Annotated in this window: 21 protein-coding genes and 2 pseudogenes; 15 read left to right on the forward strand and 8 right to left on the reverse strand. The window is 62.2% G+C overall.

The genetic code is table 11. From position 1 onward, the window contains the following. Window positions 1–277: 277 nt before the first annotated feature. The gene (locus MHI61_RS29150) at window positions 278–1,417 is read left to right on the forward strand and encodes an ROK family transcriptional regulator (protein WP_239792943.1); all 1,140 of its coding nucleotides are present in this window, start codon (window positions 278–280) and stop codon (window positions 1,415–1,417) included. Window positions 1,418–1,515: 98 nt separating this feature from the next. Here the strand turns inward: MHI61_RS29150 and MHI61_RS29155 are convergent, their stop codons facing one another. Next, window positions 1,516–2,562, reverse strand: a complete 1,047-nt coding sequence (locus tag MHI61_RS29155) for a Gfo/Idh/MocA family oxidoreductase (RefSeq protein ID WP_239792944.1) — start codon at window positions 2,560–2,562, stop codon at window positions 1,516–1,518. Window positions 2,563–2,899: 337 nt separating this feature from the next. Between MHI61_RS29155 and MHI61_RS29160 the strand changes: the two genes are divergently transcribed. The 9 genes from MHI61_RS29160 to repC all read left to right on the forward strand — a co-directional run bounded on the left by MHI61_RS29160 (window position 2,900) and on the right by repC (window position 13,477). Continuing rightward, the gene (locus MHI61_RS29160) at window positions 2,900–4,198 is read left to right on the forward strand and encodes an extracellular solute-binding protein (RefSeq protein WP_239792945.1); all 1,299 of its coding nucleotides are present in this window, start codon (window positions 2,900–2,902) and stop codon (window positions 4,196–4,198) included. Window positions 4,199–4,484: 286 nt separating this feature from the next. Beyond that, a complete protein-coding gene (locus tag MHI61_RS29165) occupies window positions 4,485–5,414 on the forward strand; it encodes a sugar ABC transporter permease (RefSeq protein WP_239792946.1) in 930 nt (309 codons plus the stop codon). Next, complete coding sequence (locus MHI61_RS29170) at window positions 5,411–6,253, forward strand: carbohydrate ABC transporter permease (protein WP_239792947.1); 843 nt, start codon at window positions 5,411–5,413, stop codon at window positions 6,251–6,253. Before MHI61_RS29165 ends, MHI61_RS29170 begins: the two co-directional genes overlap by 4 nt. A 43-nt stretch (window positions 6,254–6,296) precedes the next feature. Then, window positions 6,297–7,535, forward strand: a complete 1,239-nt coding sequence (locus MHI61_RS29175) for an ROK family transcriptional regulator (RefSeq protein WP_239792948.1) — start codon at window positions 6,297–6,299, stop codon at window positions 7,533–7,535. 27 nt (window positions 7,536–7,562) lie between these two features. After that, window positions 7,563–8,417, forward strand: a complete 855-nt coding sequence (locus MHI61_RS29180; protein ID WP_239792949.1) for a sugar phosphate isomerase/epimerase — start codon at window positions 7,563–7,565, stop codon at window positions 8,415–8,417. A 22-nt stretch (window positions 8,418–8,439) separates the two neighbouring features. Beyond that, complete coding sequence (gene ugpC, locus MHI61_RS29185) at window positions 8,440–9,501, forward strand: sn-glycerol-3-phosphate ABC transporter ATP-binding protein UgpC (protein WP_239792950.1); 1,062 nt, start codon at window positions 8,440–8,442, stop codon at window positions 9,499–9,501. A gap of 243 nt (window positions 9,502–9,744) precedes the next feature. Further along, the gene (gene repA, locus MHI61_RS29190) at window positions 9,745–10,953 is read left to right on the forward strand and encodes a plasmid partitioning protein RepA (RefSeq protein WP_239792951.1); all 1,209 of its coding nucleotides are present in this window, start codon (window positions 9,745–9,747) and stop codon (window positions 10,951–10,953) included. A gap of 69 nt (window positions 10,954–11,022) precedes the next feature. Then, on the forward strand, window positions 11,023–11,994 hold the full coding sequence (gene repB, locus MHI61_RS29195; RefSeq protein WP_239792952.1) for a plasmid partitioning protein RepB: 972 nt from the start codon (window positions 11,023–11,025) through the stop codon (window positions 11,992–11,994). Between the two features lie 214 nt (window positions 11,995–12,208). Beyond that, complete coding sequence (repC, locus tag MHI61_RS29200; RefSeq protein ID WP_239792953.1) at window positions 12,209–13,477, forward strand: plasmid replication protein RepC; 1,269 nt, start codon at window positions 12,209–12,211, stop codon at window positions 13,475–13,477. Window positions 13,478–13,483: 6 nt separating this feature from the next. On the opposite strand, the pseudogene MHI61_RS29205 reads toward repC, so the two are convergent. Together MHI61_RS29205 and MHI61_RS29210 are read right to left on the reverse strand one after the other, a co-directional pair. Further along, window positions 13,484–13,672 (reverse strand): annotated as a pseudogene (locus MHI61_RS29205) (methyl-accepting chemotaxis protein); the annotation flags it as partial. An 88-nt stretch (window positions 13,673–13,760) separates the two neighbouring features. Beyond that, the gene (locus MHI61_RS29210; protein ID WP_239792954.1) at window positions 13,761–14,243 is read right to left on the reverse strand and encodes a ProQ/FINO family protein; all 483 of its coding nucleotides are present in this window, start codon (window positions 14,241–14,243) and stop codon (window positions 13,761–13,763) included. A 275-nt stretch (window positions 14,244–14,518) separates the two neighbouring features. On the opposite strand from MHI61_RS29210, the gene panC reads away from it, so the two are divergent. From panC to MHI61_RS29225, 3 genes are all read left to right on the forward strand, one after another. Continuing rightward, window positions 14,519–15,412: a pantoate--beta-alanine ligase gene (panC, locus tag MHI61_RS29215; RefSeq protein ID WP_239792955.1), complete on the forward strand. Its 894-nt coding sequence runs from the start codon at window positions 14,519–14,521 to the stop codon at window positions 15,410–15,412. Beyond that, window positions 15,409–16,230 (forward strand): 3-methyl-2-oxobutanoate hydroxymethyltransferase, encoded by an 822-nt coding sequence (gene panB / locus MHI61_RS29220; RefSeq protein ID WP_097607419.1) that lies wholly within the window; start codon window positions 15,409–15,411, stop codon window positions 16,228–16,230. Before panC ends, panB begins: the two co-directional genes overlap by 4 nt. A gap of 177 nt (window positions 16,231–16,407) precedes the next feature. Continuing rightward, a complete protein-coding gene (locus tag MHI61_RS29225) occupies window positions 16,408–17,808 on the forward strand; it encodes a VWA domain-containing protein (RefSeq protein ID WP_239792956.1) in 1,401 nt (466 codons plus the stop codon). Window positions 17,809–17,986: 178 nt separating this feature from the next. Here MHI61_RS29225 and MHI61_RS29230 read toward each other — a convergent pair whose 3' ends face one another. Continuing rightward, entirely contained in the window at window positions 17,987–18,907 is a 921-nt protein-coding gene (locus tag MHI61_RS29230; RefSeq protein ID WP_239792957.1) for a hydrogen peroxide-inducible genes activator, read from the reverse strand. A 144-nt stretch (window positions 18,908–19,051) separates the two neighbouring features. Between MHI61_RS29230 and katG the strand changes: the two are divergent. Continuing rightward, window positions 19,052–21,234 (forward strand): annotated as a pseudogene (katG, locus tag MHI61_RS29235) (catalase/peroxidase HPI). 516 nt (window positions 21,235–21,750) lie between these two features. Further along, a complete protein-coding gene (locus MHI61_RS29240) occupies window positions 21,751–22,476 on the forward strand; it encodes an SDR family oxidoreductase (protein ID WP_239792958.1) in 726 nt (241 codons plus the stop codon). Between the two features lie 86 nt (window positions 22,477–22,562). Here MHI61_RS29240 and MHI61_RS29245 read toward each other — a convergent pair whose 3' ends face one another. The 4 genes from MHI61_RS29245 to MHI61_RS29260 form a co-directional block, all read right to left on the reverse strand. Next, entirely contained in the window at window positions 22,563–22,967 is a 405-nt protein-coding gene (locus MHI61_RS29245; RefSeq protein ID WP_239792959.1) for a type II toxin-antitoxin system VapC family toxin, read from the reverse strand. After that, window positions 22,964–23,224, reverse strand: a complete 261-nt coding sequence (vapB, locus tag MHI61_RS29250) for a type II toxin-antitoxin system VapB family antitoxin (protein WP_239792960.1) — start codon at window positions 23,222–23,224, stop codon at window positions 22,964–22,966. The genes MHI61_RS29245 and vapB overlap by 4 nt, the downstream gene beginning before the upstream one ends. Before the next feature lie 83 nt (window positions 23,225–23,307). Beyond that, complete coding sequence (locus MHI61_RS29255) at window positions 23,308–23,859, reverse strand: DUF3299 domain-containing protein (protein ID WP_239792961.1); 552 nt, start codon at window positions 23,857–23,859, stop codon at window positions 23,308–23,310. 271 nt (window positions 23,860–24,130) lie between these two features. After that, the gene (locus MHI61_RS29260) at window positions 24,131–24,586 is read right to left on the reverse strand and encodes an SgcJ/EcaC family oxidoreductase (RefSeq protein ID WP_239792962.1); all 456 of its coding nucleotides are present in this window, start codon (window positions 24,584–24,586) and stop codon (window positions 24,131–24,133) included. Between the last annotated feature and the right edge of the window lie 151 nt (window positions 24,587–24,737).

A 24,737-nucleotide genomic window follows, 5' to 3' on the forward strand; every position in this document is an offset into this window, starting at 1 on the left:
GGAGGCTAGGCGAGCATCCACGTGATAAAATCGATCAACGTCCGCATCCGCGGACCTTTACGCAGAAATATTTCGAGCCGGTAAAGCTGACCGGTCAAAGTCGAGACATCGAAACACTCCACGTAACGGCCTCCCATGCCGTGGGCCTCTAGGGCACCCAATGACGCAGCGTTGGCTTCGAGCAACGAACACGTTGGTTATGCGGGTCGAGTAGAAAACTATTACGAACACCTGCAAGCGTGATACACACCGCAATAGTGCTCTAGGAAAGACGGTCATGCGGTATCTTCGGTCAGGGCCGCGTCGGCTTCACACCCAGGAGATGGGCGGTCCGCGCGCCAAAACGGTGGGGCTCAGGTCGGGTGAGATCGCCGACCGGAATATTCGCGTCATCCTGGAAGCGATCCGCCGGCATGGGCCGCTGACGCGTACCGAGCTCGGGCGGCATAGCGGGCTGACCGGGCCCGGCATCACCAATATTCTGCGGCGGCTGGCGGATGAGAAGCTCGTCACCTCGAACCGGCGCAACGGGCTTGGCGGCGGCGCCACGGCGACGGAATTTGCGCTGCGGCCGGAAGGCGCTTTTTCGGTCGGGGTCAAGCTTCGCAAGACGCGCGGCGAGATCGTGCTCGTCGATCTGAGCGGCCAGGTGCATGACCGAGCCTATTTCGATGTGGAGCCGGCGGACAAGGTCCAGCTGGTGCATGCGGCCGTCCGCGACATGGTCGACCGGCACGCCGCTCTGCCGGTCATCGGGCTCGGCATCGCCGCCAACGACTGGACGGAGGATGAGAGCGACGCCATCGCCGCGCTATCAACGGTCGCGCGGCCCTATGTCGAGAACGAGTGCACGGCGGGCCTTCTTGCCGAACGCACGATCGGCAGCGCCCTGCCGGAGGGCGGGCTTGCGATGATCATCATCGACGACGACGTGCAGGCAGGCTTCCTCATCCGCGGCATTCCCTATTCCGGCGTGCATGGACGGGCGGGCAGCATCGGCGAAATGCTGACCGGGCCGGACAATGTCCGGCTCAATACCGTCGTCGGCTTCGGCTCGCTCCGCACGCGCATCGGCGAGGAGGATTTCGTCCGGCTGCTGAACGGCGAGGAATTCTCCTGTCCGCTGCTGTCGCAATGGATCCGCGAGGCCGCGGGCCATCTGCTCGATCCGATCATCGCCATGGCCGGTTTCTTCGCCCCGAGCACCGTCATGATCGGGGGAGACCTGCCGCAGGGCGTGATCGAGGCGCTGATCCACCAGCTTTCCATCGAGCGGGGCGATACGTCGACGCGCCCCATCATCACGCCATGGATTTCGCCGATGCGGCCGGCAAGCTTCAGCGGCGGCGGCGTGGCACTGGGTGCGGCGCTGCTGCCCTTCCTCAACACGCTGCTGCTGCCGCCGGCTTCGGCCTAAAGCAATTCCAGGAAAAGTGCGAAGCGGCTTTCCGTCCGGAATCGCGCCAAAGCAAAAGGTTAGGACGGACCTGCTTTTCCGTGGAAAGCTGAACCGCCCTAGCCAAGCGCCTCATCGGCGTGGCTGAGATCGGAGGCCAGCGCCTTGTCGAGCACCTTCTGGATATTCGCCGCGCGGCGGAAAGACGGCTCCTGGGTTTTGCCCGCGCGCACCGCCTGAACGAAACGCTGATAGTTGGTCTCGACGGGATCGAAGGGCACGTCGCGCCAGGTGGCCGTGTGTACGTCTTCGCCGAGGCAGGCGCGCAGCGTCGATTTTCCGGTATCGTAGATCATCTCGACCGAGCCGGTTTCGCCATAGACCCTGAGGCGCAGCTGATCCATCTGGCCGGCGGCGGTGCGCGTTGCCTGGATCGTGCCGATCGCGCCATTGGTGAAATCGACATTCATCGTGAAGCTGTCATTGGCATCGAGATCGTACTCGCCGATCTTATGGCCAGGCGCCTTGTCGAAGGTCTTCAGCCGGGCGAAGACATGGGCGACGTCGAGGCCGGAGCCGTAGGAAGCGAAATCGACGATGTGGATGCCGATATCACCGAGCGCGCCGTTCGAGCCGTGCTTCTTGCTCAGCCGCCACAGCCATTTGCTTTCGCTCTTCCAGTCGCCCCAGTGACGGCCGACCAGCCAGCTTTGCAGGTGCGACGCCTCGACATGGCGCACCGCGCCGATCTCGCCGGCGAGCACCATCTGCCGGCCTTTCTGCAGCGCCGGCGAGTTGCGGTAGGTGAAGTTGACCATGCCGACCTTGCCCGCCCGCTCGATCGCCTCGGTCATTTCCATGGCCTTGACAGCATCGGTGGCGAGCGGCTTCTCGCAGAAGACGTGCTTGCCGGCGGCAATCGCCTGCAGCGTCGTGGGATGGTGGATGCTGTCAGGCGTGACATTGGCGACCGCATCGAACTCGCCCCAGGCAAGCGCATCCTCGAGCGAGAGGAAATGATTGGCGATGCCGTGTTCGGTGCAGAAGGCCGCGAGCCTTTCCGGAACGACATCGACGCCGCCGACGACGCTGACGCCTTCGATCGCCTTGAAGCGTGCGGCGTGCTGGTTGGCCATTCCGCCGGTGCCGAGAATGAGTAAACGCATCTTCTCCTCCACAGAGTTGGGTTTCCGGCTGCCGCCGGGCAAAAACCGCCGCTTGCGGTCACGGTTATCCGCGATCGCTCAGGCTCTTCCCCGGGAAAATTGCGGGGTGGCTGCGCCGCGCGTCCAGGAGAGATGCTCCGACGTGGCTCGCGAAGTCGACTCGATTTTCGCCGGCGGCGCGCTAGCTGGTGTTGAATGTCGCCAGCATCTCGATCCTCCCAAAGCTCTGGCTTGACATCAAATCAAAGTAACTTAATCTAATTAATGCAGCACGGAAATGAGGAGAGGTCAACTGACCGCCAGGCTGTAATCGTTCAAAATGGGGAGGAGACCCATCATGAAGAGCGCGACCGTCAGCGCATTGACGCTGAGCACTATCTTATTTTCAGCATCCGCCATTTTTGCCCAGGAACTAGCTAGCAAAGACCGGATCGGCCTTGCCGATGCGGCCAAAACCCTCGTCGTCCGCCTGACCAACGACAGCCCGAACAACTCCGACCCCGCCATTGCGGAGGGCTATCAGAAGCTGTTCGTCGAATTCATCAAGAAGCATCCCGAGTGGAAACTGCAGATGCAATTCATGTCCTCCGACATCGGCACCGAGCAGGCCAAGATGCTGGAGCAGGCCAAGGCCGGCAATGCGCCGGATTGCGCCGCTGTCGATTCTTTCGTGCTGTCGCAGTTCATGGTCAACAAGGTGCTGGCCGACTTCACGCCCTACTTCTCGAAGGAAGAAGTGGACGACCTCTTCCCCTTCATCCGCGCCGGCATCACCGACAAGGACCAGACGGTGCGCGCCTGGTGGTGGGATACGGACCTTCGCGTGCTCTACCGCAACAAGTCGATTGTATCAGATGCGCCTGAGACTTGGGACGACCTGAAGAAGGCCGCCCTTGCCTCCACCAAGGAAGGCATGGAAGGCGTGCTCTTCAACGGCGGCCGCTGGGAAGGCACCACTTTCGACTGGCTGGCCAATTACTGGGCGCTCGGCGGCAAACTCGTCGACGACCGCGGCAAGCCGGTGTTCGGCGAAGGCGAGAACAAGGAAAAATTCCTGAAGGCGCTGAATTACTTCAAGGATCTCGTCGATTCCGGCGCGGCGCCGAAGCGCGTCAGCACCATCGCCAATTACGACGACATGAACGCTGCGGCGGCAGCCGGCACGACCGCCCTCTTCATCGGCGGCAACTGGCAATATGCGCAGCTGAAGACGACGCTGGAGGAAGACGAGTTCGCCAACTGGACCTTCTCGCCGATCCCCGGCCCGACGGCCGATCAGCGCTCAACGGGCACCGGCGGCTGGACCATTGCCTCCTTCAGCAAGGACAAGGACAAGGTCGAGATGTGCGCCAACCTCGCCCGCGAGGTCTATATGGGCCCGGCCAATGCGCTGCAGCAGCAGCTGCCGACGCGCAAATCGCTGTTCGACAAGTACGAGGTCTTCTCCACCGAAGCCAACAAGACCTTCGCCCAGGCGCTGGTCAACGGCCAGGCCCGCCCCGGCGTGCCGATCTATCCTGAAATATCCAACCAGATCCAGATCATGATGGGCGACGTGCTCTCGGGCACGAAGAAACCGGAAGAAGCTCTGGATGCCGCCTTCAGCGCGGCGATGGAGGCCTACAAGCGGCTGTGATGCTGCGGCGTCGCTAGCCGGCCCCTCATCCGGCTGCCGCCACCGACCGGGGTCGAGCCACGTGTCTCGACCCGTCCTTCGGACCCCCGCACACGGGGCGAAGGGGACAAGCCGCAAGCTCGCCGTCCCTCACCAGCGCCTCGCAGGGCACGTCCCCTCGCCCCGTTTACGAGGAGAGGGTTAGGGTGAGTGGCAGCCAGCGGCAGCTATCTCCGCCACTTCAGATAACGACGGCGCCTGGCCTTGAGGCGCCGTCGAAAGTGCCAAAACCCGGACAGAGAAGCCAATGAGCCCCATTGCCATCGAGGCCGACAGCCCGCCTCAAAGCAGAACGTTCATGCGCCGTTTCGCCGGCGCGCCACTGCCCTGGATCATGCCCGTGATCATCGTCATCGGCGTATTCTATCTCTACCCCGTCATCGATGTTTTCCGGCTTTCCTTCACCAACGCGACGCTGATCGGCGACAATCAGGACTATACGCTGAGCTCGATCACCAATGCGCTGAGCTCGCCGCAGTTGCCCGACATTTTATGGGCGACGCTGATCTTCGTCGGCGGCAGCGTCATCGGCCAGCAGATCCTCGGCCTTGCCGTCGCCGTCACGGTCATCCGCGGCGAAAAGCGCGGCCTCTTCGGCACGACGATCCTGAGAACGACGGCGCTCGTCGCCTGGGTCGTGCCCGGCATTGCCGGCGGCATCATCTGGCAGATGCTGTTTTCCGAAGCGCCCTACGGCGCGCTGAACAGCATTCTGAGGCTGATGCACATGCCGACCGTTGCCTGGCTTTCCGATCCCGCCATCGCGCCATGGTCGACGCTAATCTCCAACATCTGGCGCGGCACCGCCTTTTCCATGGTCGTCATGTATGCGGCGCTGAAGGCGATCGATCCCTCGCTTTATGAAGCCGCCGAAGTCGACGGCGCCACCGCCTCGCAGCAGTTCTTCTTCGTCACGCTGCCGCAACTGCGCGCCGCCATCCTGGTCAACATGATCCTCATCACCATCCAGACGGTGAACACCTTCGATGCGATCATCACGCTGACGGGTGGCGGTCCCGGACGGGCGACCGAGGTCATCTCGCTCTACGTCTTCAACATCGTTTTCCGGAACTACGATCTCTCCGGCGGCAGCGTGCTCTCCGTGCTGATGCTGATCATCAGCCTCGGGCTCGCCTTCATCTACGCCTCGTTCCTGCCGAAGGAGGAAGAGCAATGAGCCAACGCACCGGAACACGGCTCGGCGATGCCATGAGCTACCTCTTCATGCTGGCGATGTTCATCTTCTTCGCCGGCCCCCTCACCTATCTCCTGTCGATGGCGATGCGCGACAAGCGCGAGATCTATCGCGGCGCGGCGCGTTACATTCCCAACAATCCGACCATCGACAATTTCATCACCGTTCTGAACAACAGCTATTTCCCGATCTATCTCTGGAACGGCCTCAAGCTCGCCGCGCTCAGCGGCTTCGGCGTGCTGATCGTGGCGCTGCCCGCGGCCTACGCCTTTTCCCGCTTCAATTTCCGCGGCAAGGGCCTGTCGATGATGGGCCTCCTGCTTTTCCAGATGATCTCGCCGCTCGTCATCATGGTGCCGCTCTATCGCTACATGAACCGGCTCGGAATGCTCGATACGCATTTTGCCGTGGTCATGGTCTATATCGCGCTCGGCGTTCCCCTTGCGACCTGGCTCTTGAAGAGCACGGTCGACGGCATTCCGCGCAGCCTCGACGAGGCGGCGATGATCGACGGCTGCAACCGGTTCTCGGTCTTCTGGCGGATCATCCTTCCGCTGTCGGCGCCGGGCATCGCCTCGGTCTTCATCATCACCGTCATTGCCGGCTGGTCACAATTCCTGGTGCCTTTCCTGCTGCTCACCAAAAATGACCTGATGCCGATCGGTGTGGGAATCTTTAACTTCCGTGGCATGCAGACCAACTCGTCCATCCAGCTGCTTGCCGCCGCCTGCCTGATCTCGGTCGTTCCGGCGATCGTGGCCTTCCTGTCGCTGCAGAGGCTGATCCTCGGCGCGATGACCAGCGGCGCGGTGAAGGGATGAGTCGGTCTGCTTCATTCTTGACGCGTGAGGAAGGATCGAACGCATGAACCAGACGCTCGGCGCCAGGCTCTCCCCGGATCTGACGGGGGCCAATGTCGAAGATGCGGGCGAACACAACAGGGCCGTCGTCCTGCGCTGCATCCATCGTCAGGCGCCGATCTCGCGGGCCGAAATCGCGCGGCGGACCGGTTTTACCAAGCCGGCCATCGCTCGCATCGTCGACCGCCTGCTCGACGAAGGCCTGATCATGGAAGCCCGCCGTCGCCACGGGCTGCGGGGCCAGCCGGCAATCGAGCTGGAAATCAACCCGGATGCCTCTTACGCCATCGGCATCAATATCGATCGCGACCATCTGACGATCCTCGCCGTCGATGCCGTCGGCAATGTCCGCGCCCGGGTCCATCATGAGAAGCGCTTCATCCTGCCTGGTGAATTCATGCAGCTGACGGCGGACGCGATCTCGCATTTCCAGCGCAACCGGCTGATCGACGATGCGCGCCTTTGCGGCATCGGACTTGCGGTACCGGATTGGCTTGGCGAAATTTCGCTGCTCGGCAAGCCGGATGCCTATCAGGAATGGACGGAGTTCGATGTGCGCGCCGCCCTGGGGAACCTGACGCAGCACCCCGTCTTCATCGAGAACGAGGCCAATGCCGCAGCCCTTGCCGAACTCGATTACGGCCTCGGCGCCGAAAGCAGCAGCTTCTTCTATATCGCCGTCAATGCCTGCCCGGGCGGCGGCCTGGTGCTTGACGGTAACGGCCATCGCGGCGCCATGGGCCTCAGCGGCGAGATCGGCTGGCTGCCGATCGCCGATGGCCGCGACGGCAAGGGCCAGAAGGTCCACCTTCTCGGCGAGATCTTCTCGCTGTTCTTCCTCTATGATTTCCTGGCCAAACACGGCATCGAAGTGAGCGTTCCCCAGGACCTGCTGACGCTCGACGCGCATGGAAGGCGGCTCGTTTCGCGGTGGCTCAAGGAAATGAGCGCTCATCTGGCGGTCGCCGTCAAACATATCGCGATGATCGTCGATCCCGATGCCGTGCTCGTCGGCGGCAGGCTGCCGATCCGCATCGTCGATGAATTGCTGCGCTATGTGCACGAGCATCTCGACGCCGAGGATACCAACCTGCCCTCGCTGCATCGCGCCTCGATCGGCGAGGACGCCTCGGCGATCGGCGCGGCGGCGATGCCGATGGCGGCCGCCCTGATGCTCGCATCGGCGGATGTGGCGCAACGCACCCGCTCGCCGCTCAAACTCATGGATCGGCTGAACAGTTGAAACGGCCGCAAGGCCCGGGAGGATATGGTGAAGATCGGCTTCTATACCTCGACATTCAATGACCGCTCGCTGGAGGAAGTGGCGGATTTCGCGGCCTCGGCCGGTTTCGACGCCATCGAGATCGATGTCGGCGGACATATCAAGACACCCGATCGGGTGGCGGACGCCGTCGCGCTTGCGAGGCACCGCGGCCTCTTCGTCTCCTCGATCACCTATTTCGGCAACCAGCTCGATGCCGACCGCGACAAGCGCCGGGAGCTCAGGGCGAGGACGGCGGAGTTCGCCCAGGCGATCGGCGAGACCGGCGTGCCGATCTTCGTGATCTTCCCCGGACGGGACGACAGTGCGAGCGACGAGGCTAACTATGGCGATTTCGCCGACTTCGCGAACGGTCTGATCGCCGAGACGCAATCCTCCGGCCTCACCTTCGCGATCGAGAACTGGCCGGGACCGAAAGACAATTTCATCGCCACCACGCCGAAGGGCTGGCAGGAACTTTTCGCCAGAATCCCGGATCGCCGCTTCGGGCTCGAATTCGATCCCTCGCACCTCATCCGCATCGGCGTCGATCCCTATCAGGCGATGGAGACGGTGAAGGATCGCATCGCCATCCTGCATGCCAAGGATACGGCGATCGACAAGCAGGCCCTGCAGGCGATCGGCTATCACGGCAGGGGCTGGTGGCAATACAAGCTGCCGGGGCTCGGCCTTCTCGATTGGCCGCGTTTCCTCAGCCAGGCGCGCGGCCATGGCTTCGATGGCACGCTCTCGATCGAGCATGAGGATGCCGCCTATGGCTGGCCGGGCAAGGATCTCCATGCACGCAAGGAGGGCGAGCGCCTCGGCCTCGATTATCTCAAGAGTGTCTTGAACGGACTTTGACGGCGAATTCTGGAGGAGTTTCATGGCCCATGTTTCGGTCAACAATGCGCGCAAGGATTACGGTGCGTTCAAAGCCATCAAAGGCGTGTCGGTCGATATCGGCGACGGCGAGTTTGTCGTTCTGGTCGGCCCCTCCGGCTGCGGGAAATCGACGCTGCTCCGGATGATCGCCGGCCTGGAAGGCATCACCTCGGGCCAGATCCAGATCGGCAAGCATATCGTCAACGAGCTGGCGCCGAAGGATCGCGACATCGCCATGGTGTTCCAGAACTATGCGCTCTATCCGCATATGACGGTCGCCAAGAACATGGGCTTCTCCCTGCGGCTGAAGCGCATGCCGAAATCGGAGATCGACCATCGGGTCGGCAATGCCGCGAAGATCCTCGGCCTCGAAAATCTCTTGGAGCGCTATCCGAAACAGCTTTCGGGCGGCCAGCGGCAGCGCGTGGCGATGGGCCGCGCCATCGTGCGCGATCCCGCCGTCTTCCTGTTCGACGAGCCGCTGTCGAACCTCGACGCCAAGCTGCGCGTGCAGATGCGCTCGGAAATCAAGGAACTGCACCAGCGGCTGCAGACCACGACGATCTACGTCACCCACGACCAGATCGAGGCCATGACCATGGCCGACAAGATCGTCGTCATGAAGGACGGGCTGATCGAACAGTCCGGCTCGCCGCTCGAACTCTACGACCGCCCGAGCAATCTCTTCGTCGCCGGCTTCATCGGCTCGCCGGCGATGAATTTTATCGAGGGCAGCATGGCAGAAGACGGCTTCAAGACCGTGGACGGCGTGGTGCTTCCGAGCGAGCGGCGCCCGGCAAATGCCGTCACCTATGGCATTCGCCCCGAACATATCAGGCTCGACCCCGATGGCATCGAGGTGACGACCATCGTCGTGGAACCGACAGGCTCGGAAACGCTGGTCCTCGTCCGGCTGGGAGGGCAGACGCTCACCTGCGTCTTCCGCGAGCGGATCAGGGCGGCGCCCGGCGACATACTGAATATCGCGCCGATCCACGATGCAGTGCACCTCTTCGCCGCGGACGAGCAGCGCATCACATCAGGCGAAGCGCCATTGAGTTAAGCCCGCCGAATGCCCCCTCCCCTTCGGCCGGGCGCCGCCGGGGGCGCGTTTTCCACGCCCCCGGCCCCAAATGGCTCAGGCCCTTTCAGACATCGATGCAGTGCTGCCCAAGTGCTTGAACGCGCAATCAAAAGGTTAATATCCGTTAACCTTAAAATCCTTGGCCGGTATCGGAGAATCGCGGATAATAACGGTTAGAGGGGCTTTTGCTCCCGAAAATCGTTATCCGAGAGATTGCCGCCGATGAACGCTAATTTGAACGCCCTGAAGGCCGCGCCGCTCTATTTCGAGGATCAGATTCTCGAACATGGCGACGTGATTTCGAAGAAGCTGCATCTGCTCAGCGTCCAACGTTTTCCGCCCAATGCGAAGAAGACGCTACGCAGTTTCTCGCTCGCCGAAGTCGCCAATTATGTCGGGGCGTCGCAGAGCACGCTGAAGAAACTGCATCTCGAAGGCAAGGGCCCCTGCCCCAAGACCTCGCCTTCCGGGCGCCGCTCCTACCGCGCCGGGCAGATGCTGGAGCTCCGGCGCTATCTCGACGCACATGGCCGCTCCGAGAGCCGTATGTATGTGCCCCATCGCCGCGACAATGAGAAGCTGCAGGTCATCGCCGTCGTCAACTTCAAGGGCGGCTCGGGCAAGACGACGACGGCTGCCCATCTCGCCCAGCATCTGGCGCTGACCGGCCACCGGGTGCTCGCTGTCGATCTCGATCCGCAGGCATCGCTCTCTTCGCTGCACGGCTTCCAGCCGGAATTCGACCAGGCCTCCTCCCTCTATGAAGCGATCCGCTACGACGGCGAGAAGAAGAAGCTGTCGGAGATCATCCACAGCACCAATTTTCCCGGCCTCGACATCGTGCCGGCCAATCTGGATCTGCAGGAATACGAGTACGACACGCCGCTCGCCATGGCCGACAAATCGAGCAATGACGGCAAGACCTTCTTCACGCGCATCTCGCGCGCGCTCGCCGAGGTCGACGAGCGCTACGACGTCGTCGTCATCGATTGCCCGCCGCAGCTCGGCTACCTCACGCTGACGGCGCTGACGGCGGCGACCAGCGTATTGATCACCATCCATCCACAGATGCTCGACGTCATGTCGATGGGACAGTTCCTGCTGATGCTCGGCGGCATCCTGAAGCCGATCCGCGCGGCCGGCGCCGAGGTGAACCTTTCCTGGTACCGCTATCTCATCACCCGCTACGAACCAACAGACGTGCCGCAGGCGCAGATGGTGGGCTTCATGTCGACCATGTTCCACGAATTCATGCTGAAGAACCAGATGGTCAAATCGACGGCGATCTCTGATGCCGGGATCACCAAGCAGACGCTTTACGAGGTCGAGCGATCGTCAATGAACCGAGGAACCTATGATCGCGCGATCGAGGCGATGGACGCCGTCAATGCCGAGATCGCCGGCCTCATTCACCAGGCATGGGGGCGGTGAATTTGTCGGCTGACAAATTCACCGTTTCCATGAAGCAAATCAATGGAATGACTGCAATCGGAGGAAGCGATGGCACGGAAAAATCTGCTTGAGGGGCTCACCGAGATGCCCGAGAGCGCGGGCGCGCCGAACTATCCGATGCGCGGGGCAGGCCGCTCGCTCGTCCGCTCGCTGGATGAGCTGGCCAAGCAGGCGGAAAAATTCCTAGAGGGCGAGGCGGTGGTCGATCTCGACCCCGAGGTCGTCGAGGCCTCATTCGTCAAGGACCGGCTGTCGGAGGATGACGAGGCGTTCCGCGCGCTGGTCGAGGCGATCCGCGCACGCGGGCAGGACACGCCTATCCTAGTGCGCCCCCATGGGAAGATCGACGGGCGCTATCAGGTGGTCTTCGGCCACCGGCGCCTGCGCGTCGCCCGCGAGCTCGGCCGCAATGTCCGCGCCGTCGTCAAGGCGATCGACGATCGTACCCATGTCATCGCTCAGGGCCAGGAAAATTCGGCCCGCGCCGACCTCACCTTCATTGAGCGGGCGCTTTTTGCCCGGCGGCTGGAGGAGCTCGGCTATGACAGGGAGGTAATCTCGACGGCGCTCGCCGCCAATGCTGCCTCGGTCTCGAAGATGATGTCGGTCATGGAGCGGCTGCCGCAGGAGGTCGTCCAGGCGATCGGCCCGGGCCCCGGCGTCGGCCGCGAGCGCTGGGTGGAGCTGTCGCTGCTTGCGGGCAAATCGGCCAATGCGGCAAGTGTCGCCAAGGTCCTCGAAGACGACAACTTTCATCAGTTACCTTCCGACAAACGTTTCGAAGCGCTCTATGCGGCGCTGAACAAAAGCGCGCGGCCGGTGAAGAAAACGGCAGCGGCAAGGAAGGTGACATGGCAGCCGCTGGACAAGGCGGTCCAGGCGGAAATGAAGAATGACGGCAAGGCATTCTCGCTCTCGATGAAGGCGAGGAATGCCGGCCGCTTCGGTGAATTTCTCTCCGGCAGGCTGGATGCGCTCTATGAGCAATTCCTCGCCGAGGAGGGCAAACAAGGAGACTGAAACCGCAAAAGAAAAAGGCCCCCAAACGAACGAGTCGTGGAAGCCCTTCTCACATCCTTAAGCAAGACAGAGAATCGCATTTTCACGAATCCCCGTCAAGAGTTCCTGAAGCGCCTCCCGTGTCTTTTCAGATGCGGCAATGACGCTGCAGTGCCCTCAACCCTCGCATCGTTTCGGTGAGCGGATTTCTTTTGCCTGAATAGAGGTGAAGGAAATGGAGAGTGAATCTGTGACGACGCCCTTCGGGCGGCGGCCGATGTCGCTTGCCCTGCTGCGGCGCGGCGAAGCGATGGCGGCCGGAACGACGCGCAACAAGTGGAAGCTGCTCAGATCGGTCTGCGAGGCCCGGGCGGGGCTCGGCGTGACCGACCGGGCGCTCACCCTGCTCGATGCGCTGCTGAGCTTTTATCCCGAGGACGAGCTCTCCAGCGAAAAAGGGCTGGTGGTCTTTCCCTCGAATAGGCAGCTTTCGCTGAGAGCACGCGGCATGGCCGCCGCAACGCTGCGCCGGCATCTCGCCGTGCTTGTCGAGGCCGGCCTGATCTCCCGCAAGGACAGCCCGAACGGCAAGCGCTATGTCCGCCGCGACAGGGCAGGCGGCATCGACGAGGCCTATGGCTTCAGTCTCGCCCCGCTGCTCGCCCGCGCCTCGGAGATCGAAACGATGGCGGCCGGGATCGCCGCCGACCGGCAGAGGCTGCGGACAATGAAGGAACGCCTGACGATCTGGCGGCGCGACATCGCCAAGCTTCTCGCCGCGGCCGTCGAGGAAGCCGTTCCCGGGGAGTGGGAGCGCGTCGCCTCGCTGTTTCATGCACTGCTGCAGCGCATCCCGAAGGCGGCAACAGTCGAAAACCTCCCTCCGCTCCTCGAAGAGCTGGAAACGATCCGTCTCGGCATCATCAACACATTGGAATCACATGTGAAAATACAAATTGCGAGCAGCAATGAATCCCAGTTTGAGCGCCACATACAGAATTCGAATCCCGAATCCTTATCTGAATCTGAACCAGGCTCGGAAATAACGCAGGACGCGAGGCGAGATCAGCCGGGGCAGGAAAGTCGCAAGCAGGGCAGGCGAGGGGATGGTCGGCAGGAAGTCCGCGCTGACATCCGGTTAGATTCCGCGAGATTGAAATCCTTCTCTCTCGCCACGGTGCTGCGGGCCTGCCCTGATATTGCCGGCTACGGACCGGGCGGCACGGTCGCCAACTGGCGTGATCTGATGGCGGCGGCCATGGTCGTGCGCACAATGTTGGGCGTCAGCGCTTCGGCCTATGAGGAGGCAATGGCGACGATGGGACCGGAAAATGCCGCCATTGTCATGGCGTGCATCCTGGAAAGGGCCGGGCAGATCAACTCCCCGGGCGGCTACCTGCGGAACCTGACGCGGCGGGCCAGAATGGGCGAATTCGCACTCGGTCCGGTGTTGATGGCGCTGCTCCGCCTCAAAGGCCGGTCTTCCGGCGGGATCGACGCATGAGTGCGAAGCCAGCGCTTCCATGGAGCGATTGATATCGACGATGAAGCGGCCGATATCGCTGAGTGCTGCGCCGGTCTGGCTGACCAGTTCGACGCCGGTCGCGACCTTGGCAGACGACTGCCCGATCAGTTCCTTGACCTCCCTGGCGGCCTGGGCGGAGCGCTGCGCAAGTTCGCGTACCTCCTGGGCAACGACGGGTGCGCGCGGAGGCCGGTCGACGGTATTGTCAGCGCGGCGCGGCCTATCTGCTCATGGACACCATCTCTATTTCTTCGATCGCGCGTTATCCCGCTCGGGCTGAAGCGTTCTTCTTGCTGAGGAGGGCTGCACGGATCTGTTCGTTCTTGCTCAGAAGCGGAGGCGGGACAGGGGCGGGCTGTTCAGGTACCTCAGCCTTGGCGGTGCCCTGCTTGAGGCTCAGAAAACGCTTTTGCGCGACAAGCCGGTCTTCCGACGACAGCGGTTCCACCGGGTCGCCGTCGAGGCCGTGGCGCATGGAATCGGGCTGGGCGCTGGCGAAATAATAGCGCCGGCAGTGGACATAGGCGGCGGTCGCACGCCTCAGCGTCGTGACGCCGGCATCGGGCTTCAGGAGCGGGCGAAGTTCGTTGAAAAGGCCGACAGCAAAGGGGAGGATCGGATCTCCCGCTTTGGCAGGAAGAACTCCCACCGGCCGGATCAACAGCATGTTGATCGCGTTTGCCTTCTCCACGTCGAGCTCGCTTGCCGCAATCGGTCCGCGGCTGACCTTCCAGGGCTTATCCATGTGTCCTCCATGCGACGTCCATAACGACCGACTATGATGGTATCTTGACGACAGGGCGAGTAACGGAAGTCGCACGTCGCCGGTTCCGCTGCAAGCGTCTAAGAAGCGGGAGGCGAACCGCCCCCGGCGAAAACTCTTTCAGGGAGGGATATAGCCCGATGTTATCGCCGGCGTGTGATCTAATCGTTTTTTTGAGAAATGTAGGATTGACCTGCCGCATCGATTACACTTCTTATCCGCGGCCAAGATCAAGCGACCGGCCGCAGGGAGGATATATGCGGGTTTTCTCGAGCATTGACGAGCTGCGCCACACGCTCGATGCGCTGAGGCGGCAGGGAAGGACCGTCGGTCTCGTTCCGACGATGGGTTACCTTCATGCCGGTCATATGCAGCTTGTCGCACGCGCTCGCGCCGAGAACGACATCGTCGTCGTCTCGATTTTCGTCAATCCGCTGCAGTTCGGCCCGGCAGAAGATCTCAGCCAATATCCGCGCGATTTGGAGCGCGACGCAGCCATGCTGAAACAGGCCGGAGTCAATTTCCTTTTTTCGCCTGGCGTCGAGGACATGTATCCCCGCCCGATGCAGACCATCGTCGACCTTCCCGATCTCGGCCGCGAGCTGGAAGGCGCGGTGCGACCCGGGCATTTTGCCGGTGTTGCGACAGTCGTCTGCAAACTTTTCAACATCGTGCAGCCCCAAACCGCTTATTTCGGAGAGAAGGACTATCAGCAGGTCATCATCATCAAGCGCATGGTGGATGATCTGGCCGTCCCGGTGCGTGTCATTGCGGTGCCGACCGTCAGGGACAGCGATGGCTTGGCATTGTCGTCGCGCAATGTCTATCTCAGCGAGGCGGAGCGGCATGCCGCGGTGATCATCCCGCAGACCCTCGACGAGGCGGAGCGTCTCGTCGCCGATGGTCTTGCGGATGCCGCGGAGCTCGAAGAAAAACTGACGGCGTTTCTCGGTCGCGAACCTCTCGCAAAGCCCGAGGTCGTTGCGGTAAGGGACGCCTCGACGCTGCAGCCGGTGAATTCCATCACCGCGCCGGTCGTCGTCGCGCTTTTCGTGGGGATCGGTTCGACACGGCTTCTCGACAACAGGGTCATCGGGGGCAACAGGCTTATCGGCGAGCGGAGCTTGCCGGGAAAGGGAGTAAGCAGATGAGTGCGGTCGGATCCCACAAGCGTCTTACGCCAGCCCGCATCTCGGCCATGAAGGGCGGCAAACCGATCGTCTGCCTGACCGCCTACACCACGCCGATGGCGCGTCTGCTCGATGAGCATTGCGACCTCCTGCTGGTCGGGGATTCGCTCGGCATGGTGCTCTATGGCATGGAGACCACGATCGGCGTCACACTCGATATGATGATCGCACATGGCAAAGCTGTCATGCGCGGTGTCGCCAAGGCCTGTGTCGTCGTTGACATGCCATTCGGCAGTTATCAGGAATCAAAGGAGACCGCCTTCCGCAACGCCGTCCGCATTCTACAGGAAACCGGCTGCGACGCCGTCAAGCTGGAAGGCGGCGAGGAGATGGCCGAGACCATCGCCTTCCTGACGAAGCGCGGAATTCCGGTCATGGGGCATATCGGCCTGATGCCGCAACAGGTCCAGACCGCCGGCGGCTATCGATCCGTCGGGCACTCCGAACACGAGACCTCGAAGATCCGGCGCGACGCGCATGCCATCGGTGGCTCGGGAGCCTTCGCCGTCGTCATCGAGGGCACGGTGGAACCGCTCGCTCGCGAGGTGACCTCAGCCATGCACATACCGACCATCGGCATCGGCGCCTCCGCCGCCTGCGACGGCCAGGTTCTGGTCTCTGACGACATTCTGGGGCTCTTCAACGATTTCACGCCACGTTTCGTCAAGCGTTACGACGAGCTCGGCAAGAGAGTCGCGGATGCCGCTGCCGCCTATGCTGGCGAGGTGCGCACGCGAAAATTCCCGGCAGCCGAACATACGTTCAAACGCCGCTCGTAAGGCGAGGGGCGCCGCCCTTCAAACGCGCGGGATATCCACAATCAGAGACGGTTGTACGATTCGCGTCGGAAAATGTCCCCTGCCGCTCCCGCGCGGCGGGGCATTTCCATGTCGTTAAGGTTGCCGCCATAGCGCTGCTCGAAACCAAAGAGAGATCTGAATTTCGAGCCGATGCCTATGCCCCCTCATTTGTCCTTCCTTTCCCGCCTGATCGATGATCGCGACGGGGCCGTCGCGATTATCGTCATCTTGGCCGCGGTGCCCATGCTTCTCGCGGTCGGCGCATCCATCGACTACATCAGAGCCTATAATGACCGGACGGAGCTGCAGTCGGCCGCGGATTCGGCCGTGCTCGCGGCCGCTGCCAAATACAAGTCCGGCATGCCGGAAGCGACGACAGCGAAGACGATCAACGCCTTCCTGTCGGCGAATGGCGAGTTCGAGACCGCCGTCGCCGGCAAGCCGGAGGTGGCGAGCGACGAGTCGGAACTGTGCCTCCACGTGGCGGACACCGTGCCCACCACCTTCATGAAACTGGCCAATATCCAGTCTGTTCCGATCAGTATCCGGTCCTGTGCGGCTTTGCCGGGAGTAAAGCGGTTGGAGATCGCTCTGGTGCTCGACGTGTCGAGCTCGATGATCGAGGAGAACCGCTTCACGCCGATGCAGACCGCGGTCGCCGGCTTCCTCCAGGCCTTTTCCTCCAACGCATCGCTCGTCGACAAAACCAAGATTTCGATCGTGCCCTTTTCCAGCCGCGTCAATTTCGGCCTGGCGAACACGGCATGGCTCAAATCCTACAATGGAACGGCTGCGGTTCCCAAGCGCTGGACCGACCCCAAATCGGTCTACACCTCCTCCAGCTACAAGCTCTCTTACTGGATCGACGGCGTCACGCCTGTCATGTCCACCTCCAAGAATTACTACTGGATGGGCTGCATCGAGCCACGTGCCGACATCGAGGTCAGGGATACCGGTGCGATCGGTGACGGCATGGGCGACGCGCCGCCTGGTACCTCCGCCTTCGTCGCCATGGACGCCAATCCCAAATCGGGAACGAGTTTTTGCCCGCCACCGGTCACGCCGCTGACCGGCGACTTCGCCTATCTTAAAAGCGTCGTGAAGAACCTGACATCCGAAGGCTCCACCCGGCTGGATGCGGGCGTGGTCGCGGGATGGTATACGCTCTCGCCGAAGTGGCAGGGCGTGTGGGGAGACGAAACCTCGCCCGCAGAGGTTTCCGATTCCGTGCATAAGGTCATGGTGTTCATGACCGATGGCGAAATGAACACCAAATACGACCCCAACGACAAGTTCGACTGGATCTGCTCGCAAACTAAATCGTCGGCGTGCAACGCATTCGCCACCGCTGCGATGCAGACCGCATGCACGGCGATGAAGAAGAGCGGCATCGAAATCTATACGCTTTCCTACAGCGCCGATGCCGATGTGGTGAACATCCGCAACTGCGCCACCAACACCGCGCATTTCTTCACCGCGTCACCCGCGACGATCAAGACCGTCTATGAAACGATCGCGGTTGCCATTCGCGGCGATACATTGCGGCTCACGCAGTAATCGCCGACGTTGCGCTTGTGGCCCGAGACCCCTCCCCAACCCCTCCCCACAAGGGGGAGGGGCTAAGGCTAGCCGCATGCTCTGTGTCCAAAAGTGAATGCAGCGGGGGCCGCAGGTTAAGCCCCTCCCCCTTGTGGGGACGGGTTGGGGAGGGGTCTTAGGCGCCAGCCAAAAGCCATCATCCGTTACCCCCAGCATACTGTTCCCGCATCGTCTCCGCCGAGCGGCGCACCGCCTCGGCGACCTCCTGCAGCTGCTTGGCCATCGGCGTGGAGTTGCGCCAGACCATGCCGATGGTTCGCGATGGCTGGGGTGACGGGAAGCGGGAGATCGAGACGCGGGCCGAGCGCGTTTCGACGGGAACGGCCATCTCCGGGATCAGGGTGACGCCGATGCCGGCGCCGACCATCTGGACGAGGGTGGAAAGCGAGCTGCCTTCCATGATTTCCCGCGGGCGGGCCGGCCCGACCTTGCAGAATGACAGGGCCTGGTCGCGGAAGCAGTGGCCCTCTTCGAGCAGCAGCAGCCGCATTTCGCGTAACGCCTCGCGTTCGGGCACCGGCTTGCCGCCGTCCTCGTGCCGCCTGACCAGCACGAATTCTTCCTTGAACAACTCGAGTTCGGTCAGCGAAGGTTCCGACACCGGCAGCGCGACGATCGCCATATCCAGCTGACCCTGCGCCAGTTCCTGAACCAGCTTGGCCGTCTGTGTCTCGCGCACCTCGATCTGAATCCCCGCGAAGCTTTTGTTGAGATCGTTTATAATCGCCGGCAGCAGATAGGGTGCGATCGTCGGGATAATGCCAATGCGCAGGCGCGTCAGGAAGCTGTCGCGAGAGGCGCGGGCAAACTCGCCGAGCTCGTCCACGGCGCGCAGGATATCGCGGACGCGCAGCGCAAAGGTCTGGCCGAAGGGGGTGAGCTTCACCTCACGGGCGCTGCGCTCGAAGAGTTCGCTGCCCAACTCCTGCTCAAGTTCTTTGATCTGCATGGAGAGCGCCGGCTGGGAGATGGCGCAGGCATCGGCGGCACGGCGAAAACGACCATCCCTTGCCAGGGCTTCAAAATAACGTAGCTGTTTCAGGGTAAGATTTTTCATAAGCTCAGCTTATCGCAGCAATCAGTAAATCCAACTTAAAATTATTGAACGCTTCCGATATGAAGACTGCAAGGGAGAGAGTGGGGCGCCAGCTCGGCTCATCTTTTTGAACCGCAGACAGATCAAGCAATGAAGGAGACGATCATGGACAACCCCACTGACACCGCAGGCAAATGTCCTGTGGCCCATGGCAATACGCCGCGCGGCCGAGCCAATCGTGACTGGTGGCCGAGCCAGCTGAACGTGCAAATTCTTCATCACAATTCCGGCCGCGCCGATCCGATGGGCAAGGATTTCGACTATGCCGAGGAGTTCAAGAAGCTCGATCTCGACGCGCTGAAGAAGGATCTTCACGCGCTGATGACCGATTCGCAGGATTGGTGGCCGGCCGACTTCGGCCATTACGGCGGCCTGTTCATCCGCATGGCCTGGCACAGCGCCGGCACCTATCGCATCACCGACGGGCGCGGCGGCGCCGGGCAGGGTCAACAGCGTTTTGCACCGCTGAACAGCTGGCCGGACAATGCCAACCTTGACAAGGCCCGCCGTCTGCTCTGGCCGATCAAGCAGAAATACGGCAACCGCATCTCCTGGGCCGACCTTCTGATCCTTACCGGCAACGTCGCGCTCGAATCCATGGGCTTCAAGACCTTCGGCTTCGCCGGCGGCCGCGCCGACGTCTGGGAGCCGGAAGAGCTCTACTGGGGTCCTGAAGGCACCTGGCTCGGCGACGAGCGCTATAGCGGCGAACGTCAGCTGGCCGAACCGCTTGGCGCCGTGCAGATGGGCCTCATCTACGTCAATCCCGAAGGCCCGAACGGCAATCCTGACCCGGTCGCTGCAGCGCGCGACATTCGCGAAACCTTCGCCCGCATGGCGATGAACGACGAGGAAACCGTGGCGCTGATCGCCGGCGGTCATACCTTCGGCAAGACGCATGGCGCCGGCGATCCGTCCTTCATCGGCGCCGAGCCAGAAGGCGGCGCGATCGAGGACCAGGGCCTCGGCTGGAAGAGCTCGTTCGGCACCGGCGTCGGCAAGGACGCCATCACCGCCGGCCTCGAGGTTACCTGGTCGCAGACGCCGACCAAGTGGAGCAACTACTTCTTCGAAAACCTGTTCGCTTTCGAATGGGAGCTGACGAAGAGCCCGGCCGGCGCGCATCAGTGGCGGGCCAAGAACGCCGAAGCTTCAATTCCGGATGCCTATGAGCCGGGGAAGAAGCATGTCCCGACGATGCTGACCACGGATCTTTCGCTCCGCTTCGATCCGATCTACGAAAAATCTCGCGCCGCTTCCTTGAAAATCCGGATCAGTTCGCCGACGCCTTCGCCCGCGCCTGGTTCAAGCTGACCCACCGCGACATGGGCCCGAAGGTGCGTTACCTCGGCCCCGAGGTTCCGGCCGAAGACCTGATCTGGCAGGACGTGATCCCGGCCGTCGACCATCCCCTCGTCGACGACAAGGACATTGCCGAGCTGAAGGCAAAGGTTCTCGCCACTGGCCTTAGCGTCCAGGAACTGGTTTCGACCGCCTGGGCGTCGGCCTCGACCTTCCGCGGCTCCGACAAGCGCGGCGGCGCCAATGGCGCGCGCATCCGCCTTGCTCCGCAAAAGGACTGGGACGCCAACCAGCCGGCCCAGCTCGCCAAAGTGCTCGGCGTCCTCGAAGGCATTCAGAAGGACTTCAATGCCGCCCAGACCGGCGGCAAAAAGATCTCGCTTGCCGACCTGATCGTGCTTGCAGGTGCTGCCGGCGTCGAGAAGGCTGCCGCAGCCGCCGGCACCACCGTCAGCGTGCCCTTCACGCCGGGCCGCATGGATGCTTCCGAGGCCCAGACCGACGCGCATTCCTTCGCAGCGCTCGAGCCGCGCATCGACGGCTTCCGCAACTATGTGAACGACAAGCGCCTGCAGTTCATGAAGCCGGAAGAAGCACTGGTCGACCGCGCTCAGCTGCTGACGCTGACCGGTCCCGAGATGACCGTCCTCGTCGGCGGCCTGCGCGTGCTGAAGGCAGGCAACCCCGAGCACGGCGTCTTCACCTCGCGTCCCGAGACGCTGACGAACGACTTCTTCGTCAACCTGCTGGACATGGCCACACAGTGGGTTCCCGCCGGCAAGGAAGGCGTCTATGAAGGCCGCGACCGCCAGACGGGTGCGGCCAAGTGGACCGGCACCCGCGTCGACCTGATCTTCGGCTCGCACTCGCAGCTGCGCGCCTTCGCCGAAGTCTACGGCCAGGCCGACGCCAAGGAGAAGTTCGTCAAGGACTTCGTCGCCGCCTGGACCAAGGTGATGAACGCCGACCGCTTCGATCTCGTCTGATCGGTTTAGCAAACTTTGCCCGGGCGCGGTTTCGGCTGCGCCCGGACTTTTTTGTCTCTATCGGATGCCTTGTGTTTCCGCGGTGTCGATGCTCCTGCCTCACCAAGTCAGTTTAGGTGGACGTAGGCACCACCTCTCCTCCCTCTCATTCCTGTGCTCGTCACAGGAATGACGGAGGAGAGGTGGCGCATCCGACCTCAATAACCAGTCTACGAGTCACTGGTGAGGAGTGTGGGGTTGGCCTCCAGCCATTTTTTTTCGCAGCCGTCTCGTTTCCATTCGACGTCATCCTCGGCCTTGTGCCGAGGATCTGCTGCCCTATCGACCGGAGGCAGATACTCGGGACAAGCCCGAGTATGACGGAAGAGGGAGCCCGAGCCATTCTTTCCCGAATCGTTTTCCGCACCCCCGGAGCATCCGGTCCTCTACGCTCAGACCGTCCCAGCCACGCCGCGAACTTCTAGCCATGGCGGACCTCACATGCGATAGAAGATCCACACATTTGGAGGAGTGGACATGAACGGTTTGCAAGGTAAAGTCGCGGCCATCACCGGAGCTGCCTCGGGTATTGGATTGGCGTCGACCGAAGCGATCATCTCGGCCGGCGGCACGGTCGTGATGATCGATCGGGACGAGGCGGCGCTGGACGCAGCCTGCGGCCGGCTGGGAGAGAAGGCGATCGCGCTGCCGCTCGACCTTCTCAAACCCGAGGATTGCGCCGGCCTGCTTGACGGCATTCTCTCGAAGGTCGGTCAGGTCGACATCTTCCATGCCAATGCCGGCACCTATATCGGGGGAGATCTGGTGGATACAAATCTCGACGCGATCGACCGCATGCTCAATCTGAACGTGAACGTGGTCATCAAGAACGTCCGCACGGTCATGCCCCACATGATCGAGAGAGGGACGGGAGACATCATCGTCACCAGTTCCGTCGCGGGCCAAGCCGCGGTTCCATGGGAGCCGGTCTATTCGCCGTCGAAATGGGCGATGCATTGCTTCGTCCAGACCATGCGGCGGCAGCTCCTCAAGAACGGAATCCGCGTCGGATCCGTCTCGCCAGGCCCTGTCAGCAGCGCTCTGCTGAAAGACTGGCCGGAGGAAAACCTGCGCAAGGCAAAAGAGGCGGGCGCGCTGATCGAACCTCGCGACGTCGCGGAAGCCGTGCTCTTCATGCTGACCCGGCCGCGCAACGTGACCATACGCGACGTGGTGATCCTGCCGAGCTCCTTCGACATCTGACACGAGGCCGTATATCCGGGGAGGGCACGCCCCTCTCCGCACGGGTTGACTGCGCGGGAGGCGGAGCCGGCTTCCCAGCGCAATCGTCAGGCCGTCCAATCCTCGACATCAAGGCCATCCACGCGCCGGAACTCCCCGACATTGTTCGTGATGAGAACGAGATCCCGGGTCTTCGCCTGGGCGGCGATCAGCACATCGTAGGGACCGATCGGCGTTCCCTTTGCCGCCAATGCTGCGCGGATCTCTCCCGATGCCAGCGCATCTTCGCGCTCGAAACCGACGGCGGGGAAATCCGCCATGAACAGGCGCAGGGTTTCGAGATTGTGGGAGATTTTCGCGCTCTTATAGGCGCCATAATAGAGCTCATGCATCACGACAGTCGAAAGCCCGATCGATCCCTCGTCGCTGTCGACCACGCGCTTCAGCAGCGCCTCGGATTTTCTGCCGATCAGCGCGATCACCGCATTGGTGTCGATAAGATGCGTGATCACTTGAAGAGGCCCTGAAGACCCGGCCTCTCCTGATCCTCCGGCTGCTCCCGCCCTTGCGCCAGAAAATCGTCACTCAGGCCGCGTTCGAGAGCGCTCCTCAGCGACGCCCAGCGCATGCCGGGATCGGCGCGCGGCCGCAGAATGACCGCATCGCCTTCACGCGTTACCTCCACCTGGTCGACATCGAAGCGGAACTCCTTCGGCAGCCGGACGGCCTGCGAATTGCCGGATTGAAAGACGCGCGCATATTGCGGCATGGAGAGGCCTCCGCGATTTTGTATATACCTCTCAGTATATGCGTGATCAGCGGTGTTTGCGCAAGAAATCTCTGCGGTTTCCGCTAGCGCGGCACAACACCGAAAGGCGATAGCGACAGCAGATCCGGATCTTTCGTCGCCGTCGCCTTCGCCACCTCGGCATGGCCCATGCTGTAGCCGTAGGACAGGACGCGGACGCCGTCGATCATGAAGAACTGCGCCTGATCCAGGCCGGGCCGCAGCGTGCCCGTCACGGTGACGGTTTCGTAGATTCTATCAAGGTGCAAAGGCTCTTGCGGAACGACGCGAACCAATTGGTTGGGCGGCGGGGAGGGCATGTGGCTGCAGGCCCCGGCCCAGGGCACCAGCATGAATTCATAGACGAGATCGCCGTCCTGATCGATCGGCAGGACGAAGCCCGTCAATTCGACCGGATGCGCCTCGTCACGCCAGGCGAGGGTTTCGCCCTGAGGGCCGCTGACCGTTCTTGGCGACAGCGGAACTGTCGCCCTGGCCTGGTCGGCCGGCCGCAAGGCGCTCCAGAAAATCGGCTGCGCCGCAGCGAGGACGCCGGACACCGGCCATGCCGAGCCGAGCGTGAGCATCGCGAACATCAGGAATTTGTGCTTTTTCATCGCATCTCCGGGCCGGCCGCTTTAACAGCATTGCCGCTTGCCCGAGATGCTAACCGATACCGCTCGGCCGTCAAAGCTCTCGGTGGTGTCGCATCCGATTTAACCAACGTCATCCTCGGCCTTGTGCCGAGAATCTGCCGCACCTCAACCGTAGCAGATGCTCGGGGCACAAGTCCGCGCATGACGAAAGGGACGCCAGCAGGCATCGTCAGCAATCAAGAGATCCCGTGTGGGGTGGGCACGGGATCTCCCTGCCGGATCGGTCGGACCCTTACTTCTCCGGCATCATCGAGGAATGGTGGGAGGTGATCAGCCAGTTCCCGCCCTTGAACTCATAGGTGTAGGTATAGCGGGCCGGGACCTTCGAGCCGTCCTTCATGGTGAAGGTGTAGGTGCCGGTGTCGATCGCCCAGTTGCAGCCGGTCTTGATGGTGCGGCTGTCGATATGGCCCTTCGGCCCCTTTTCCAGGAAGTGCTTGAAATAGTCGATCCGCTCTTCCTGGGTGAAGCGCGGCTTGTTTGCCAGCGTCGCCAGCAGCACGGAGTCCTCGCTGTAGTTATTGGCGACCTCCTGGGGATTGAGCGTCGCCAGCGAGGCGTTCCAGCGGTCGAAGAGCTTGGCGACCTGTTCTTCGCTCGCCGGCGCGCAGGTCGCCGTTTCGGTCGCGTTGGCGGACTGAACCTGGACGAAACCGATGACAAGGGCGGCAGCAATGATCGTACGCATGTTTGAGTTCCTTTGTGGCGGTTCCGGGCGACATCGCATCGGTCAACCGCATGACCGATAGTTAAGCGCCGGAACACCGCGGCCCCATCTGCTGGGTGGCTTCGATCCGATCTGCCGAACGGCATAGATGACATTCCCGCCGGAATGACTA

It is taken from the genome of Rhizobium sp. K102 (genome assembly GCF_022385315.1).
GTDB classification, from domain to species: domain Bacteria; phylum Pseudomonadota; class Alphaproteobacteria; order Rhizobiales; family Rhizobiaceae; genus Rhizobium; species Rhizobium croatiense.

Coding starts and splice junctions, on each gene's coding strand:
- MHI61_RS29230 (WP_239792957.1), bottom strand. CDS start 18,907: ATGAAAAATCTTACCCTGAAACAGCTACGTTATTTTGAAGCCCTGGCA.
- MHI61_RS29260 (WP_239792962.1), bottom strand. CDS start 24,586: ATGCGTACGATCATTGCTGCCGCCCTTGTCATCGGTTTCGTCCAGGTT.
- repB (WP_239792952.1), top strand. CDS start 11,023: ATGGCACGGAAAAATCTGCTTGAGGGGCTCACCGAGATGCCCGAGAGC.
- panC (WP_239792955.1), top strand. CDS start 14,519: ATGCGGGTTTTCTCGAGCATTGACGAGCTGCGCCACACGCTCGATGCG.
- MHI61_RS29240 (WP_239792958.1), top strand. CDS start 21,751: ATGAACGGTTTGCAAGGTAAAGTCGCGGCCATCACCGGAGCTGCCTCG.
- MHI61_RS29255 (WP_239792961.1), bottom strand. CDS start 23,859: ATGAAAAAGCACAAATTCCTGATGTTCGCGATGCTCACGCTCGGCTCG.
- ugpC (WP_239792950.1), top strand. CDS start 8,440: ATGGCCCATGTTTCGGTCAACAATGCGCGCAAGGATTACGGTGCGTTC.
- MHI61_RS29160 (WP_239792945.1), top strand. CDS start 2,900: ATGAAGAGCGCGACCGTCAGCGCATTGACGCTGAGCACTATCTTATTT.
- MHI61_RS29155 (WP_239792944.1), bottom strand. CDS start 2,562: ATGCGTTTACTCATTCTCGGCACCGGCGGAATGGCCAACCAGCACGCC.
- MHI61_RS29170 (WP_239792947.1), top strand. CDS start 5,411: ATGAGCCAACGCACCGGAACACGGCTCGGCGATGCCATGAGCTACCTC.
- MHI61_RS29175 (WP_239792948.1), top strand. CDS start 6,297: ATGAACCAGACGCTCGGCGCCAGGCTCTCCCCGGATCTGACGGGGGCC.
- vapB (WP_239792960.1), bottom strand. CDS start 23,224: ATGCCGCAATATGCGCGCGTCTTTCAATCCGGCAATTCGCAGGCCGTC.
- MHI61_RS29150 (WP_239792943.1), top strand. CDS start 278: ATGCGGTATCTTCGGTCAGGGCCGCGTCGGCTTCACACCCAGGAGATG.
- MHI61_RS29210 (WP_239792954.1), bottom strand. CDS start 14,243: ATGGATAAGCCCTGGAAGGTCAGCCGCGGACCGATTGCGGCAAGCGAG.
- repA (WP_239792951.1), top strand. CDS start 9,745: ATGAACGCTAATTTGAACGCCCTGAAGGCCGCGCCGCTCTATTTCGAG.
- repC (WP_239792953.1), top strand. CDS start 12,209: ATGGAGAGTGAATCTGTGACGACGCCCTTCGGGCGGCGGCCGATGTCG.
- panB (WP_097607419.1), top strand. CDS start 15,409: ATGAGTGCGGTCGGATCCCACAAGCGTCTTACGCCAGCCCGCATCTCG.
- MHI61_RS29225 (WP_239792956.1), top strand. CDS start 16,408: ATGCCCCCTCATTTGTCCTTCCTTTCCCGCCTGATCGATGATCGCGAC.
- MHI61_RS29165 (WP_239792946.1), top strand. CDS start 4,485: ATGAGCCCCATTGCCATCGAGGCCGACAGCCCGCCTCAAAGCAGAACG.